Below are 14,138 nucleotides of genomic sequence, written 5' to 3'. Positions count from 1 at the left end.
CCGTTAGGGTGTCGCGCGTGACTACCGTGCCGGAAAAGGACCGCCTCCACGCCCAGATCTCCTTCGCCGTCGAGATCGACAAGCTGAAGCGGATCATCCGCCGCAACCTCCTCATGGACGGTTCCCGGCGGGAGAACGACGCAGAGCACTCCTGGTACGTGGGCATGCTGGCGATGATCTTCGCCGAGCACGCGCCTCCCGGCACGGACATCCAGCGGGTCGTCGCCATGCTGATGGTGCACGACCTGGTCGAGATCGACGCGGGCGACACCTTCATCTACGATCCCGTCGCCGTGGCCGCGCAGGCGGAGGCCGAGCAAGCCGCGGCAGACCGCATCTTCGCCCTGCTGCCCGCCGACCAGGCGGCGGGGCTGCGGGAGCTGTGGAACGAGTTCGAGGCGCGCAGGACGCCGGAGGCGAGGTTCGCCCGCGCGCTCGACCGGTTCGCGCCGCTGCTGGCCAACCACCACACCGAGGGCGGCACCTGGCCGCTGTTCAAGGTCACGGCCGAGCAGGTCAAGCGGAACGTCCGGCTGATCCAGGAGGGCTCCCCCTCTCTCGGCGCGTACGCCCTCGACCTGGTCGAACTCTCCGTGTCGCGGGGACACCTGTCCGAGTGATGCCCTCGTGCCGGGGGTAGGGGACATTTCGTGAAAGAGATAGTGCGACCGAGACGTAGGCAATTGCGCCGTTTCGGGGGGCCGGTCAACCTCGCGGAACAGCTCGAGAAGACCAAGGCCATGGACAAGCCCATCCTGGCGCTGGCCAAGGCCGTACGCGACACCATCCGTCCGGGCCTGATACGCGACCTGCTCCACGGAGTCCCGCTGGGCAAGCCGCTGCACCCGCCGATGGCCAACGTGACCCTGGGCTGCTGGCTCTCCGCGGCCGTGCTCGACCTCACCCGGATCGACCCCCGGGCGGCACGGCTGCTGCTGACCGTCGGCATCGGCAGCGCGCTCCCCACCGCAGCCGCCGGGCTGACCGACTGGTCGTCGCTGCATCGGGAACAGCAGCGCGTCGGCTTCGTGCACCTGCTGACGAACGTCACCGCGCTCGGGCTGTTCTCCGCCTCGCTGGCCTCGCGGCTGGCCGGACGGGAGCGGGTGGGCCGCATCCTGTCGTTCGCCGGCGTCGGCATCGGCGGCATCGGCGCCTACCTGGGCGGCCACATGGCCTACCGCCAGGCGGCCGGGGCCAACCACGCCCCCCAGCTCGCCCACCTGGTGCCCCTGGGCTGGCACGACCTGTGCGCGCTCGCCGACCTGCCCGACGGCAGGCCGGTGGCGCGGCGGCTCGGCTACATCCAGCTCTTCGTGCTGCGGCGCGGCGACCACGTCACCGTGCTCGCCGACCGCTGCCCGCACCTCGCCGGCCCGCTGCACCAGGGCAGGCTCGTGGTGGAGAACGGCGAGGCCTGCGTGGTCTGCCCCTGGCACGGCAGCACGTTCCGGCTGGGCGACGGGTCGGTCAAGCACGGGCCCGCGACCGCTCCGGCGCCGAACTTCGAGACCCGCATCCGGCGTGACGGGATCATCCAGGTACGGCCGGGGCTTGACCTCAAGCTGACTTGAGATCCTACGGTCGAGGTCATGGGCGAGTTTCTCGTGACCGGACCGACCGGTGACGTGGGCAGGCACGTCGTCACCCAGCTGACCGAGGCGGGTCTCGCGGTCCGCGCGCTGGTCCGCGACCCGTCCCGGGCCCGGCTGCCGGAGGGCGTCGAGGTGACCGGCGGCGACCTGACGGCGCCGGAGACGCTGGAGGCCGCGCTGCGCGGCGTGGAGACCGTGCTCCTGGCCTGGCCGTTCCCGACCTGGCCGGGCCCGCCCCGGCAGGACCCGCCCTGGCCGGACTCCGCCGCGGCGACCGCCGGCCCGGTGGTCGCGGCCGTCGCCAGGCACGCCCGCCGGATCATCTACCTGTCCGGCGACCACGCCGTCCACCGGGAGACCGAGCGGCACATCCGGGGGGCGGGGGTGCCGTGGACGTTCCTGCGGCCCACCGGGTACGCCGCGGACACCCTCGGCTGGGCCGGCCAGGTGCGCCGGGGCGTGGTGCGCCTGCCGTACGGGACGGCCGCGCGGTCGCCCGTCCACGAGCGCGACGTCGCGGCCGTGGCCGTGCACGTGCTCACCTCCGCCGGGCACGGCGGCGCCGCGTACACGATCAGCGGGCCGGAGGCGGTGACCCGGGCGGACCAGGCGCGGATCATCGGCGAGGTCGTCGGGCGCGAGGTGCGCTGGGAGGAGCCGCCGCCGGCGGCGGCCCGCGAGGAGTTGCTGGCGGCCTGGGGAGACCCGGAGGCCGTGGACGACGCGCTCGCGGCGTGGGCGTCGTTCGCCGGCACGCCGGAGCGCGTCACGGACACGGTGCAGCGGCTGCTGGGTAGGCGGGCGCTGACGTTCCGGCAGTGGGCGGGCGACCACGTCGCCGACTTCCGGTAGGGCCGCCCCGCCCGTCGTATCCGGCGTTCGTCAGTGTTCGTCGGCGGGGTGCTCCACCAGCGCGAGGATGCGGCTGGACATGAACCGTGCGGTCCGTACGGCCGTGCCGCCGCGGGTCACCTCGCTCACCTCGACCAGACCCCGCCGCGTGGCCACCTCGACGCGACGACCCGCGCGGGTGGCGATGACCTCGTAGGTTCGCGGGGTGCCGCCCGCGTCGATGACGATCTCCACCCGATCACCCTTCATGTCCAGATTCATACCCAGAAGAGCGGGAATTTATCCGTACACCAGTTTGACAATCGCTATGATCCCCACGGCAACGATCACGCCACGCAGGACGGGCGCCGGGATGCGCCGGCCCACCTTCGCCCCCACGAACCCGCCCGCCATCGCCCCCAGCGCCACCGCCAGCACCGCCCACCAGTCGACCTCGGCCACCACCGTGAATATGACGGCGGCGGTGAAGTTGACGATGAGCGACAGCACGTTCTTGGCGGCGTTCACCCGCTGGAGGTGCTCGCTGAGGAAGCTGCCGAGCAGCCCGATGAGCAGCACGCCCTGGGCGGCGCCGAAGTAGCCGCCGTAGATGCCGGCGCCGAACACGCCCAGCCAGAGCGCCACCCCGCCGTGCGAGTCCGCGTGCGGGCGCCCGGCCGCCAGCCGGGCGCTCAGCCGCGGCTGCACCACCACCAGCACGCAGGCCACGGCGATCAGCACCGGCACCACGACCTGGAAGACACCCGGGTCCAGGGAGAGCAGCAGGACGCCGCCGATGGCCGAACCCAGGCACGAGGCCACGCCCAGGCGGACCAGCCGGTCACGCTGACCCTTCAGCTCCTCGCGGTAGCCGTAGGCACCCGTGAACGACCCGGGGACCAGGCCGATGTTGTTGGACACGTTCGCCACGACCGGGTCGACGCCCACCGCGACGAGGGTCGGAAAGGTGATCAGCGAACCGGAGCCGACGACCGCGTTGATGGCCCCGGCCGCGACCCCCGCCGCGCACACGGCCAGTACTTCCCAGATCGTCACCCGCCGTAGCCTAGACGCCGCCCGGCGCCGTCAGCACAGCGGCCCCGGGCAGATCACGGCACCCGGGCGCGCGAACCACCCGCACGTCACAGGGCGCGGGCGTACCAGCGGCCCTCGGCGCTGCGGTCGAGCGAGAGCGGCAACCCGAACGTCCGCGACAGGTTGTCGGCCGTCATCACCTGGTCCAGCGGCCCCTGCGCCACCACCGAGCCGTTGCGCAGCAGCAGCCCGTGCGTGAACGCGCTCGGCACCTCCTCCACGTGGTGCGTGACCAGCACCAGCGTCGGCGACCGGAAGTCCTGGGCCAGCACCGTCAGGCGGCGCACCAGGTCCTCGCGGCCGCCCAGGTCGAGCCCCGCGGCCGGCTCGTCGAGCAGCAGCACCTCGGGGTCGGGCATGAGGGCACGGGCGATCTGCACCCGCTTGCGCTCCCCCTCCGACAGGGTGCCGAACCGCCGCCGGATCAGGTGGGCGGCGCCGAGCATGTCGATCAGCTCGACGGCCCGGGTGACGTCGTTGGAGTCGTACTCCTCCGTCCAGCGGCCCATGATGCCGTAGGACGCGGTGAGCACGAGGTCGATGACCTTCTCCTCGGGCGGGATGCGCTCGGCCAGCGCCGCGCTCGCCAGCCCGATGCGCGGTCGCAGGTCGAACACGTCGGTCTGGCCCAGGCGCTCGCCGAGGACCTCGACGACGCCCTCGCTGGGATGGAGCAGCGTGCTCGCCACCTGCAGCAACGTCGTCTTGCCCGCGCCGTTGGGCCCGACCACGACCCAACGCTCGTCCGCGTTGACCTCCCAGTCGATGCCGCGCAGCAGGGCCGCTCCGTCGCGCCTGACGACCACGTCCTGGAGCCGCAGCACCTGACCACCCATTCCGGATCCCTCCTTCAGGAGAACGCTCGGGTCAAACCTATTGCAGGGCGAGCGCATATCGTGGACCGGTGCGCCCTGAATCGACTGTCTCTCCTGTCCTGGTCGCCTGGGGCAACGCCTGGCTGGCCGGTCACGTGGGTCTCGACGAGGCCGCCGACCGCGTCGAGGTGGCCGGCGGACCCACGGTCGCGGGCGAGGTGCCGCTGCGCGGCTACCTCGCCGGCCTGCGCGCCGACGGCCTGAGCGAGTTCCGGCTGGCGTTGCCGGCGCCCGGCGACCCGCTCGGGCTCTCCGGGCCGCCGGAGTTCAACTCGGCCGCCGTCGACGCGGGCGAGGCCGTCGTCGTCGTGCTGCCCGACCGCCGCCTCGGGCTCGTGCCCGCACCCGACCGGCGCGGCTCCTCGTACGCCGGGGTGCGGCTGACCGTGTACGAGGCCGGACCCGTCAGGCACGACCTGCCGTCCCTGGCCGAGGCCGAGCAGGAGCTGTCGGCCGTGATGAGGTCGGCGACCGAGGCGCTGGCCTCCGTCGAGGGCCCGGCGCAGGGCCGGCCTGAGCGGCTGCCCGGCGGCGCCCCCGGCGACACCGGCCTGGCTCCCGGCTACCCCGCGCGGGCGCACCGGGTCGCGTCGCTGGCCGCGCGGCTGGCGACCGTGCTGCGGCTGGCCGACGACCGGGGGCTGACCTCGGCGCAGCTCGCGGCCCGCGGCGACGCGCTGCGCGCGCTGGACCGGTCGGTACGGCGGGCGACCGTGGCCGCCCACCACGCCATCTTCGAGCCCCTGCGCAGCGCCTGACCGGGCTCAGGCCAGGCCGTGCCGCACCGCGTACAGGGCGGCCTGGGTGCGGTCCTGGACACCGAGCTTCATCAGCACGTTGGAGACGTGCGTCTTGACCGTCTTCTCCGCGACGACCAGGCTCCTGGCGATCTCGCGGTTCGACCGCCCGGCCGCGATGAGCGTGAGCACCTCCCGCTCGCGCTCGGTCAGCGGCACCGGCGCGGGCGCCCCGCCGCCTCCGCCACCGGCCAGCATCGCCTCGGCCGCCTCCGGCGCGAGCAGCACCTGCCCGCCGTACACGGCCCGTACGGCCTGCACCAGCGCGGGCGGGTCCACGTCCTTGTAGAGGAACCCCGAGGCCCCGGCCCGCATCGCCGGCCCCACGTCCGACGGTTCGCTCACCGACGTGAGCACGACCACCCGGGTCGCGGTGCCCGACAGCATCTCCAGAGTTCCGAGCCCGTCCAGCACCGGCATCTTCAGGTCGAGCAGCAGCACGTCGGGCGCCAGCTCGCCGACCAGCTCGACCGCTTCGGCCCCGTCACCCGCCTCCCCCACGACCGTGATGTCGTCCTGCAGGTCGAGGAACGTACGCAGCCCCTGCCGCACCACCGGATGGTCGTCGGCTATCAGCACCCGGATCACACGCTCACCTCCACGCGGACCGCCGTCCCCTCGCCGGGGGCCGACTCCACGCTCATGACCCCGCCCACCGACTCCGCCCGTTCGCGCATCGACACCAGCCCCAGGCCACGCGAGGCCGCCTGGTCGAAACCCTTGCCGTCGTCGCGCACCGACATCACCAGCCTGCCGGCCTCGTGGCCGAGCCACAGCGACACCCCGGCGGCCTCCGCGTGCCGCAGCGCGTTGTGCAGCGCCTCCTGCGCCACCCGCAGCACCGCCACCTCCACGGCCGGGTCGAGCGCGGGCAGCCCCTCGCAGTCGAACGTGACCCGGACCGGATGCAGCCGGTCGAGCAGGCGCACGTGCTTGCGCAGCGTCTCGGCCAGCCCGTGGCGGTCCAGCTCCGCCGGACGCAGCTCGACGATCACGGCGCGCAGCTCGGCCAGCGCCTCGCCCGCCAGGCGCTGGACCCGTTCGAGCTCGGCGGCGGCCCGGGCCGAGTCGCGGTCCAGCACCGTCGCGGCGGCCTGCGCCGACAGCCGGAGCGAGAACAGCTTCTGGGTGACCGCGTCGTGCAACTCGCGGGCCACCCGGTTGCGTTCCTCCAGCATGGCCAGCTCGCGCCCGCGCTCGTACAGCCGGGCGTTGGTCAGCGCGATGGCGGCGTGCGCGGCGAACAGCGTGAGCAGGTCCTGGTCGTCGGCCGTGAAGCCGCCCTCGGTGCGCTTGTTGGTCAGGAAGATGATGCCGAGGACCTCGTCGCCGTCGCGGATCGGCACGCCCAGGAAGTCCTTCATCACCGGGTGCGCCTTCGGCCAGTACTCGAACCGGGGATCCTCGCACAGGTCCGGCAGCCGCACCGGGGCTCCCTCGCGCAGCATCGCGCCGAGCATGCCGTGCTGCCGGGGCAGCGGCCCGATCGCCTCCCACTGCTTGTCGGTGATGCCCTCGGCGACGAACTCCGCGAACGCCCCGTCGTCGTCCGGCACCCCCAGCGCGGCGTAGCGCGCGTCCAGCAGCCGCTGCGCCGAGCGGACGATGACCTGCAGCACCTCGCGCACCGACAGGTGCCGGGTCACGGCGAGCACCGCCGAACTCACCGCCTGCAGGATCTCCTCCCGCTCCTCCGCCATCACGCCCCCACTCTAGGGTGCTCCCCGCGAACCACCAGGGCCGGCGGTCCTAGGACGAAGTGCCCACTCCCGGCCCGGCCCGACGCCCGATGTGCGGTCCACGCGGCGTTCCTACCGTCGAGCCATGACGAACACCGCACTCATCACCGGCGCCTCCCGCGGGCTCGGCCTGGCCCTCGCGCGGTCACTGGCCGACGCGGGCTGGAGCCTCGTCCTCACCGCCCGCGGGCACGACGACCTGGAGCGGGCCGCCGCCGAGCTGGGCGCCACCGCCCTGCCCGGGGACGTGACCGATCCCGCCCACGTCGAACGCCTCTCGCTCGCCGTGCCCGAGCTGGACCTGCTCGTCAACAACGCGAGCGCGCTGGGCGTGACGCCGCTGCCGCCGCTGGCGAGCTACCCGCTGGAGGCGTTCAAGCTGCTGCTGGAGACGAACGTGACCGCCCCGCTCGCGCTCACCCAGGCCGTGCTGCCCGCGCTGCGGGCCAGGCGCGGCGCCGTCGTCAACGTCACCTCCGACGCCGCCACCGGCGCCTACCCGGGCTGGGGCGGGTACGGCGCCACCAAGGCGGCCCTGGAGCAGCTCTCGAACGTGCTCGCCGCCGAGGAGCCCGAGCTGGCCGTCTGGTGGACGGACCCGGGCGAGATGAACACCCGCATGCTGGCCGACGCCGTCGGCGTGGAGGAGGCCGCGGGAGCCGCCGACCCGGCCAAGGTCGCCGCCGCCCTGCGCGACCTGGTCCGCTCCCGCCCGGCCAGCGGCAGGGTGAGCCTGCAATGACCACGACACTCGGCGACGGGCCGCCCGCGGAGCCCGCCTTCGACTTCGTCCTGCCGCCCGCGCTCGCCGCGCACGAGCCGCCCGAGGCGCGCGGCCTGGCCCGCGACGCGGTCCGCCTGCTCGTCAGCCGGGGCGGACGAGCTCCGGAGCACCACCGCTTCACCGACCTGCCCGACCTGCTGGCGCCGGGCGACCTGGTCGTGGTCAACAACTCGGCGACGCTCCCCGCCGCCATCCGCCTCGACCGGCTCGCCGTGCACTTCTCCACCGCCCGGGACGACGGCACCTGGCTGGTCGAGCTGCGCCGCCGCACCTCCAGCGCGTCCGAGCCGTACGGCGGCGGCGAACCCGGCGAGTGGCTGCCCCTGCCCGGCCGGGCGACGCTGCGGCTGATCGAGCGGGAGACGCCCCGGCTGTGGCGGGCCCGCCTCGACCGGGACGTGGAGGCGTACCTGGCGGCGTACGGGGTGCCGATCCGCTACGGGTACGTGCCGCGCGACTGGCCGATCGAGACGTACCAGACGGTGTTCGCGGCCGTGCCGGGCAGCGCGGAGATGCCGAGCGCCGGCCGGCCGTTCAGCGCCGGCCTCGTGACGGCGCTGGTGGCGCGCGGTGTGCAGCTCGCGCCGATCACGCTGCACACCGGCGTCGCCTCGCCGGAGAAGGACGAGCCGCCCTACGCCGAACGGTACGCCGTCCCCGCGGCCACGGCCCGGCTGGTCAACCTGACCAGGCGGAACGGCGGCCAGGTGGTGGCCGCCGGCACGACCGTGGTCCGCGCCCTGGAGACCGCCGCGGGAGGCGACGGGCTCGTGTCCGCCTCGGCCGGGTGGACCCGGCACGTCGTCACCCCGCGCACCGGCGTCCGGGCCGTCACCGGCCTGATCACCGGCCTGCATGAGCCGCGGTCCAGCCACCTGATGATGCTGACCGCGATCGCCGGGGCGGGCCCGCTCGCCCGGGCCTACGAGGAGGCGTTGCGGGAGGGGTACCTGTGGCACGAGTTCGGCGACACGCATCTCATCCTCGCCGGGACACAGCTCTCCCCCTGAACCGCCGGGACGCCCCGAACGACCACCCTGCCGCCCGAGCACCCCTCCGGGCGCAGTAGCGTGGCACGATGTGGACCAGCGCACGCTCCTGATCACCCTCACCGGGCCCGACCGGCCAGGCGTCACCTCCCGGCTCTTCTCCGTCCTGTCGAGCTTCCCCGTCACCGTCTCCGACATCGAGCAGGTCGTCATCCGGGGCCGGCTCACCCTCGGCGTGCTCGTCGCCTACGCGGGCGGCCCGTCGACCGGCACGGGCACCACGCTCGGCGCCATGTGGACCGCCGTCGAGAACGTCGCCGAGGACCTTGGCATGGAGGTGGAGCTGTCCACCGGCTCCCAGGCCAAGGAGAAGCGCCGCCGCGGCCGCCTGTCGGTCAGCGTGCTCGGCGCGACCCTCCAGCCCGCGGCGATCGCCGGCATCGCCGGCCGCATCTCCGCCGCCGGCGCCAACATCGACCGCATCGAACGGCTCGCCCAGTGGCCGGTCACCTGCATCGAGCTGTCCGTCTCCGGCGCCAACCCCGACGCGCTCCGCGTCGAGCTGGCCGCCGAGGCCGCCGCCCTCCAGGTGGACGTGGCCGTGCAGCGCACCGGCCTCTCGCGCCGGGCCAAGCGGCTGGTCGTCATGGACGTCGACTCCACCCTGATCCAGGGCGAGGTCATCGAGCTGCTCGCCGCCCACGCCGGCTGCCTGGAGGAGGTCGCCCGGGTCACCGGTCAGGCCATGCGCGGCGAGATCGACTTCGCCGAGTCGCTGCGCCGCCGGGTGGCGCTCCTCGAAGGACTGCCCGTCGAGGTGCTGGCTGACGTGCGCCGCGAGGTCGTGCTCACCCCGGGCGCCCGCACGCTCGTCCGCACGCTCAAGCGGCTCGACTACCGCTTCGCCATCGTCAGCGGCGGCTTCACCCAGATCACCGACGCGCTCGTCGAGGACCTGGGCATCGACTACTCGGCCGCGAACGTCCTGGAGATCGCCGACGGGCGGCTCACCGGCAAGGTCGTCGGCGAGATCGTCGACCGGCCGGGCAAGGCGCGGGCGCTGGAGCGGTTCGCCCGTGAGGCGGGCCTGCCGATCAGCCAGACCGTGGCCATCGGCGACGGCGCCAACGACCTCGACATGATCGCCGTGGCCGGGCTGGGCATCGCGTTCAACGCCAAGCCCGTCGTCCGCGAGGCCGCCGACACCGCGGTCAACACGCCGTACCTCGACTCGATCCTGTACCTGCTCGGCATCTCCAGGGACGAGGTGGAGGCCGCCGACGCCGAGGACGGGGTCCTGACCCGCTGAGCCTCCCGGGACCCCCCGGCCGGTCCTGCCTGTCAGTCCGCCTTGGGGTCCCACAGCATGACGAGACGCCCCTCGCCCGGGGACAGGTCGCTCCACTCCGAGTCGGTCTCGATCACGGCGAACGAACCCGGCCGGAAGCCGTAGTCGCCCCCGGCCAGCCCGATCGCCAGCTCGTGCACGCCCGGATTGTGGCCGCACAGCACCACGGTCCGCAGCTCGGGCTCGGTCCTCCTGACCAGTTCGAGCAGCTCGTCCGGGTACGCCTCGTAGACGTCGCGCTCGAAACTGGGCTCCAGGCCGGGAAACGCCAGCTCGGCGGTGCGACGGGTGCGCACGGCGGGCGAGCACAGCACCAGCTCGGGAGCCAGTCCCAGGGCGCGCATCCGCTCACCGGCCAGCGCGGCGTCGTGCTCTCCCCGCCCGGTCAGCGGCCGCTCCCTGTCGGCCAGGCCGGGCACGTGAGCGGCCTTGGCATGCCGGAGCACGATCAGTGTGCGCAAGCCGGTCACATCCCTCTCGATGCCCACATGGCCAGCCCGATGATGACCGCCAGGATGCCCAGCATCGCCAGCAGGATGTAGGCCAGCGCCTTTCCTCCGGTGGGCCGCTTGTCGTTCATCCGAACAGTTTCCCACCGGCCCCCCGGGGTCCTCGCCCAACCCCGGGTGATCCCCGGAGGTCATGTCGGACGACCGGGGGTGACCAGTCCGGTCTCGTAGGCGATGACGACGGCCTGGACGCGGTCGCGCCGGCCCAGTTCGGACAGGATGCGGGCGACATGCGTCTTCACCGTCGTCGCGCTGAGGGACAACCGGTCGGCGAGTTCGGCGTTGCTGTGGCCGGTCGCGAGCAGGCGCAGCACCTCCAGCTCGCGCGGTGTCAGCTCGGACAGATCCCGGTGCGGGCCGGCCACGATCCGCCGGGTGGGCCGTCCGTCCGGGGCATCCGGATGTCCATGAGCACGACGTCGGGCCGGGTGCGCCGGACGGCCGCGATCGCCTCGGCTCCGTCGGCGGCCTCGGCCACCACGTCGATGCCGCCGGCGGTGAGGATCATCCGAAACCCGGTGCGCACCAGCGCCTGGTCGTCGGCGATGACGGCGCGTAGCGGCTGAGTCATGGGGTTCTCCAGGGGACGCGGGCCTTGAGCCGGTAGCCGCCGCCGGTCGTGCGCGAGGTCTCCAGGACACCGCCGTGGAGGGCGAGCCGCTCGCGCAGCCCGATCAGCACGCGGCCGTTGCCCGTCCGCGACCGGGCCGTCCGCGTGCCGCCGGTGTCGGTGACCTCGATCTCCAGGCAGTCGCCGTCGTGGCCGATCGTGACGGCCACACGCTGACGCGATGCGGCCAGGCGACCCGCCGACCAGGCCCACGTTCCAGGGCCCGCGGGCGCCGCGGTAGGCCCGTACTGTCAACGGACCCGCAGGCCCACCCCGCAACGGCAGGAAGCGCCCGCCCCCTCCCGGTGTTCCCGGCGAAGGGACGAACGCTCCCGCAGATGGATCACGCCGTACGGCGACGGCCGCAGAGCCCCGCGACCACAGAACCCGAGCCACCGCGAGGGCCCAGCGACCGTGCGACCGATCCACCGCAAAGCCCAGCCACCGCGGGCCCGGCCACTCGCAGGGCCCAACCATCGCAGGGCCGGGCCACCGCAGGACCCGGCCACCGCAGGACCCGGCCACCGCAGGACCCGGCCACCGCGAGGTCGGGCGGACCGGGGTGCCCGGTGACCGCGGTCTACGACGCGACCGGCGTCTGCTCGCGCTTCTTGTCGTTGGCGGGTGTGGTGGTGGCCGAGCGGCGCTTGGAGACGATGATCGCCCCCACCACCACGGCCGTGGCGACGACCGTGATGCCGACACGCAGCGCGACGTTGTCCGCGTAGAGCACCACCGCGGGCGCCACCAGCAGCGCGACCAGGTTCATCACCTTGATCAGCGGGTTGATGGCCGGACCGGCGGTGTCCTTGAACGGGTCGCCGACGGTGTCGCCGATGACGGTCGCGGCGTGGGCCTCGGAGCCCTTGCCGCCATGGTGGCCGTCCTCGACCAGCTTCTTCGCGTTGTCCCAGGCGCCACCGGAGTTCGCCAGGAACACCGCCATCAGCGTGCCGCACGCGATCGCGCCGGCCAGGAACGCGCCCAGCGGGGCGTACCCGAAGGCGAAACCGACCGCGATCGGCGTCATGACGGCCAGCAGGCCCGGCGTGGCCAGCTCGCGAAGCGAGTCGCGAGTGCAGATGTCGACGACGCGCCCGTACTCCGGCTTGACCGAGCCGTCCATGATGCCCGGGTTGTTGCGGAACTGGTCGCGCACCTCGAACACGACCCGCATCGCGGCCCGTCCGACCGCCATGATCGCCAGACCGGCGAACAGGAACACCACCGCGGCGCCGATGATCAGGCCGACCAGCACGTTCGGCTGGTCGATGCTGAGACTGAACGTCGACGCCTGCGCCAGCTCGCTCTCCACGGCAGTCCGGAACGCCCCGAACAGCGCGGTCGCCGCGAGCACGGCCGTGGCGATCGCGATGCCCTTGGTGATGGCCTTCGTCGTGTTGCCGACGGCGTCGAGGCTGGTCAGCACCCGGGCGCCCTCGCCCTCGACGTCGCCGGACATCTCGGCGATGCCCTGCGCGTTGTCGGAGACGGGGCCGAAGGTGTCCATGGAGACGATGACGCCCACCGTGGTGAGCAGGCCGGTGCCCGCCAGCGCCACCGCGAACAGCGCGATCGTCACGTTGCCGAATCCCAGCAGGAACGCCCCGTAGACGGCGCCCGCGAGGATGAGCGCCGTGTAGACGGCCGACTCCAGACCGACACTGATGCCGGCCAGGATGACGGTCGCCGGGCCGGTGGCCGAGCTCTCGCCGATCTCGCGGACCGGGCGGCGGTTCGTCTCGGTGAAGTAGCCGGTCAGCAGCTGGATGGCACTGGCCAGGACCAGGCCGATGAGCACGGCGCCGAGGGCGATGATCCGCGGGTCGGCGTCGGACTGCACGCTCGCCCCGGTCAGGCCGCTGAAGCTGCTCGGCAGGTACCAGAACGTCGCGGCGGCGACGAGGATCGCGGAGATCGCGGCGGAGATGAAGAAGCTGCGGTTGATGGCGGCCATGCCGCTGCGGTCGCGGTCGCGCATCCCGGTGATGAAGATGCCGATGATCGCCGTGAGCACGCCGATCATCGGAACGATGAGCGGGAAGATCAGACCCTGCTCGCCGAAGGCCACCTTGCCCAGGATGAGGCTCGCCACCAGCATGACCGCGTACGACTCGAACAGGTCGGCGGCCATGCCCGCACAGTCTCCGACGTTGTCGCCCACGTTGTCGGCGATGGTCGCCGCGTTGCGTGGGTCGTCCTCGGGGATGCCCTGCTCGACCTTGCCGACGAGGTCGGCGCCGACGTCGGCCGCCTTGGTGAAGATGCCGCCACCAACACGCATGAACATCGCGAGCAGCGCCGCGCCGAAGCCGAAGCCCTCAAGAACGCCCGGCGCGTCGCCCTGGTAGAGGAGGACGACGACGGCCGCGCCCAGCAGGCCGAGACCCACCGTGACCATGCCGGCCACGCCACCGGTGCGGAAGGCGATGCGCATGGCGCGCTTCTCGCCCGACTCGCGGGCCGCGGCGGCGACGCGGACATTTCCGCGCACGGCCAGCCACATGCCGATGAAGCCGGTCAGCGCGGAGAACACCGCACCGACCACGAAGAAGATCGAGCGGCCGATGCGGACGTCCATCGCGCCCGGCAGCAACAACAGCAGGAAGGGGATCACGACGACGAAGATCGCCAACGTGCGGAACTGCCGCGTCAGATACGCTGCGGCGCCTTCCTGCACGGCGCGGGCGATGTTCTGCATGCGCTCAGTGCCCTGGTCGGCGCGCAACACCTCGCGCACCAGGCCGCCGGCGACGGCCAGGGCGATCAGTGCGACCGCGGCTACCACGATCACGATGGTGAGATTGCTACCGTTCAGGGCCAGATTGGACGCTGGCTCCAGTGCCAGCACGTGCCTGATCATCGGTTTCTCCTCGGCAAGACCGGTCGTCCTGCCCGGGCGGTGCCGCGAACACCGGCGGGCGGTGCGGCACCATCCGGGTTGTGGGTGCCGCTTCCGGTTGAGT

15 protein-coding genes and 1 pseudogene are annotated in these 14,138 nt (G+C 73.1%); 7 read left to right on the top strand and 9 right to left on the bottom strand.

The window, feature by feature from the left end:
* The first annotated feature begins 8 nt into the window (after window positions 1-8).
* The 3 genes from FHU36_RS15360 (at window position 9) to FHU36_RS15350 (ending at window position 2,447) form a co-directional block, all read left to right on the top strand.
* A complete protein-coding gene (locus tag FHU36_RS15360; protein ID WP_185084339.1) occupies window positions 9-620 on the top strand; it encodes an HD domain-containing protein in 612 nt (203 codons plus the stop codon).
* Window positions 621-740: 120 nt separating this feature from the next.
* Window positions 741-1,574 carry a Rieske (2Fe-2S) protein gene (locus tag FHU36_RS15355; protein ID WP_246502054.1) on the top strand — a complete coding sequence of 278 codons (834 nt, stop codon included), beginning with the start codon at window positions 741-743 and terminating at the stop codon, window positions 1,572-1,574.
* Window positions 1,575-1,592: 18 nt separating this feature from the next.
* Entirely contained in the window at window positions 1,593-2,447 is an 855-nt protein-coding gene (locus FHU36_RS15350) for an NAD(P)H-binding protein (protein ID WP_185084337.1), read from the top strand.
* Between the two features lie 30 nt (window positions 2,448-2,477).
* On the opposite strand, the gene FHU36_RS15345 is transcribed toward FHU36_RS15350, so the two are convergent.
* The 3 genes from FHU36_RS15345 to FHU36_RS15335 all read right to left on the bottom strand — a co-directional run bounded on the left by FHU36_RS15345 (window position 2,478) and on the right by FHU36_RS15335 (window position 4,357).
* A complete protein-coding gene (locus FHU36_RS15345) occupies window positions 2,478-2,696 on the bottom strand; it encodes a DUF8836 family protein (protein ID WP_185084336.1) in 219 nt (72 codons plus the stop codon).
* Window positions 2,697-2,726: 30 nt separating this feature from the next.
* On the bottom strand, window positions 2,727-3,482 hold the full coding sequence (locus tag FHU36_RS15340) for a sulfite exporter TauE/SafE family protein (RefSeq protein WP_185084335.1): 756 nt from the start codon (window positions 3,480-3,482) through the stop codon (window positions 2,727-2,729).
* Between the two features lie 86 nt (window positions 3,483-3,568).
* Window positions 3,569-4,357, bottom strand: a complete 789-nt coding sequence (locus tag FHU36_RS15335; protein WP_185084334.1) for an ABC transporter ATP-binding protein — start codon at window positions 4,355-4,357, stop codon at window positions 3,569-3,571.
* A 68-nt stretch (window positions 4,358-4,425) separates the two neighbouring features.
* On the opposite strand from FHU36_RS15335, the gene FHU36_RS15330 reads away from it, so the two are divergent.
* Window positions 4,426-5,154 (top strand): Rv1486c family protein, encoded by a 729-nt coding sequence (locus tag FHU36_RS15330; RefSeq protein ID WP_312891603.1) that lies wholly within the window; start codon window positions 4,426-4,428, stop codon window positions 5,152-5,154.
* Between the two features lie 6 nt (window positions 5,155-5,160).
* On the opposite strand, the gene FHU36_RS15325 is transcribed toward FHU36_RS15330, so the two are convergent.
* Window positions 5,161-5,781, bottom strand: coding sequence for a response regulator (locus FHU36_RS15325; protein WP_185084333.1), 621 nt, complete (start codon window positions 5,779-5,781; stop codon window positions 5,161-5,163).
* The gene (locus FHU36_RS15320) at window positions 5,778-6,893 is read right to left on the bottom strand and encodes a GAF domain-containing sensor histidine kinase (RefSeq protein WP_185084845.1); all 1,116 of its coding nucleotides are present in this window, start codon (window positions 6,891-6,893) and stop codon (window positions 5,778-5,780) included. The genes FHU36_RS15325 and FHU36_RS15320 overlap by 4 nt, the downstream gene beginning before the upstream one ends.
* A gap of 124 nt (window positions 6,894-7,017) precedes the next feature.
* On the opposite strand from FHU36_RS15320, the gene FHU36_RS15315 reads away from it, so the two are divergent.
* The 3 genes from FHU36_RS15315 to serB all read left to right on the top strand — a co-directional run bounded on the left by FHU36_RS15315 (window position 7,018) and on the right by serB (window position 10,014).
* Window positions 7,018-7,674 carry an SDR family oxidoreductase gene (locus FHU36_RS15315; RefSeq protein ID WP_185084332.1) on the top strand — a complete coding sequence of 219 codons (657 nt, stop codon included), beginning with the start codon at window positions 7,018-7,020 and terminating at the stop codon, window positions 7,672-7,674.
* Complete coding sequence (locus FHU36_RS15310) at window positions 7,671-8,726, top strand: S-adenosylmethionine:tRNA ribosyltransferase-isomerase (protein WP_185084331.1); 1,056 nt, start codon at window positions 7,671-7,673, stop codon at window positions 8,724-8,726. Before FHU36_RS15315 ends, FHU36_RS15310 begins: the two co-directional genes overlap by 4 nt.
* 70 nt (window positions 8,727-8,796) lie before the next feature.
* Window positions 8,797-10,014, top strand: a complete 1,218-nt coding sequence (serB, locus tag FHU36_RS15305; protein WP_185084330.1) for a phosphoserine phosphatase SerB — start codon at window positions 8,797-8,799, stop codon at window positions 10,012-10,014.
* A 32-nt stretch (window positions 10,015-10,046) separates the two neighbouring features.
* On the opposite strand, the gene FHU36_RS15300 is transcribed toward serB, so the two are convergent.
* The 4 genes and pseudogenes from FHU36_RS15300 to FHU36_RS15285 form a co-directional block, all read right to left on the bottom strand.
* Window positions 10,047-10,514 carry a SixA phosphatase family protein gene (locus tag FHU36_RS15300; protein WP_246502053.1) on the bottom strand — a complete coding sequence of 156 codons (468 nt, stop codon included), beginning with the start codon at window positions 10,512-10,514 and terminating at the stop codon, window positions 10,047-10,049.
* Between the two features lie 179 nt (window positions 10,515-10,693).
* Window positions 10,694-11,133 (bottom strand): annotated as a pseudogene (locus FHU36_RS15295) (response regulator transcription factor).
* A complete protein-coding gene (locus FHU36_RS15290; RefSeq protein ID WP_185084329.1) occupies window positions 11,130-11,342 on the bottom strand; it encodes a sensor histidine kinase in 213 nt (70 codons plus the stop codon). The pseudogene FHU36_RS15295 and the gene FHU36_RS15290 overlap by 4 nt, the downstream one beginning before the upstream one ends.
* Window positions 11,343-11,752: 410 nt before the next feature.
* Window positions 11,753-14,035: a sodium-translocating pyrophosphatase gene (locus FHU36_RS15285; RefSeq protein WP_185084328.1), complete on the bottom strand. Its 2,283-nt coding sequence runs from the start codon at window positions 14,033-14,035 to the stop codon at window positions 11,753-11,755.
* Window positions 14,036-14,138 lie beyond the last annotated feature (103 nt).

The organism is Nonomuraea muscovyensis, from assembly GCF_014207745.1.
GTDB classification, from domain to species: Bacteria; Actinomycetota; Actinomycetes; order Streptosporangiales; family Streptosporangiaceae; genus Nonomuraea; species Nonomuraea muscovyensis.
Note: the sequence above shows the minus strand (reverse complement) of the source record. Positions and strands in the feature narration are given on the sequence as shown.

Excerpts from the sequence above, each read along its gene's own strand:
- FHU36_RS15335 (WP_185084334.1), bottom strand. The coding sequence starts at position 4,357 with ATGGGTGGTCAGGTGCTGCGGCTCCAGGACGTGGTCGTCAGGCGCGAC.
- FHU36_RS15355 (WP_246502054.1), top strand. The coding sequence starts at position 741 with ATGGACAAGCCCATCCTGGCGCTGGCCAAGGCCGTACGCGACACCATC.
- FHU36_RS15320 (WP_185084845.1), bottom strand. The coding sequence starts at position 6,893 with ATGGCGGAGGAGCGGGAGGAGATCCTGCAGGCGGTGAGTTCGGCGGTG.
- FHU36_RS15310 (WP_185084331.1), top strand. The coding sequence starts at position 7,671 with ATGACCACGACACTCGGCGACGGGCCGCCCGCGGAGCCCGCCTTCGAC.
- FHU36_RS15285 (WP_185084328.1), bottom strand. The coding sequence starts at position 14,035 with ATGATCAGGCACGTGCTGGCACTGGAGCCAGCGTCCAATCTGGCCCTG.
- FHU36_RS15315 (WP_185084332.1), top strand. The coding sequence starts at position 7,018 with ATGACGAACACCGCACTCATCACCGGCGCCTCCCGCGGGCTCGGCCTG.
- FHU36_RS15345 (WP_185084336.1), bottom strand. The coding sequence starts at position 2,696 with ATGAAGGGTGATCGGGTGGAGATCGTCATCGACGCGGGCGGCACCCCG.
- FHU36_RS15350 (WP_185084337.1), top strand. The coding sequence starts at position 1,593 with ATGGGCGAGTTTCTCGTGACCGGACCGACCGGTGACGTGGGCAGGCAC.